A 665-nucleotide genomic window follows, 5' to 3' on the forward strand; every position below is an offset into this window, starting at 1 on the left:
TCCGGCTTGTCCTGCTTCGCGTGCAGCAGCACGAACGTCGCGCCGACGACCGGCCATGCTTCCTTGCCCGGCTGGTTCGTCAGGATCTGGTAGAACGACTTCGTCCAGTTCGCGCCTGCAGCAGCGGCCTTGAACGTTTCCGTCTTCGGCTCGACCACCGTGCCCGTCGAGTTCTTCAGGGCCGTGTAGACCATGTTGTTCTTCTTCGCGTACGCCCACTCGACGTAGCCGACTGCGCCCGGCAGGCGCTGCACGAAGGCCGCGACGCCGTCATTGCCCTTGCCGCCCGTGCCCGTCGGCCAGTTGACCGTCGTGCCTTCGCCGACCTTCGACTTCCACTCGTCGTTGACCTTCGACAGGTAGTTCGTCCAGATGAAACTCGTGCCCGAACCGTCAGCACGGCGAACGACCGCGATGTCCGTATCCGGCAGCTTGACCTTCGGGTTCAGCGCGGCGATCGCCGGGTCGTTCCACTTCTTGATCTTGCCGAGGTAGATGTCGCCGAGCACCGGGCCCGACAGCGTCAGTTCGCCGGCCTTCACGCCCGGCACGTTGACGACCGGCACCACGCCGCCGACCACCGTCGGGAACTGGAACAGGCCTTCCTTCGCGAGTTCGTCATCCTTCAGCGGAGCGTCCGAACCGGCAAAATCGACCGTCTTCGC

The 665-nt window shown here is 64.7% G+C and carries 1 protein-coding gene; it reads right to left on the bottom strand.

All coding sequences use genetic code 11. The features are described from left to right. Positions 1–665: phosphate ABC transporter substrate-binding protein PstS (gene pstS, locus DIE23_RS39120; protein ID WP_124618215.1), on the bottom strand; the 665-nt coding region annotated here is incomplete at both ends.

This window comes from Burkholderia sp. Bp9143, from assembly GCF_003853645.1.
GTDB lineage: Bacteria > Pseudomonadota > Gammaproteobacteria > Burkholderiales > Burkholderiaceae > Burkholderia.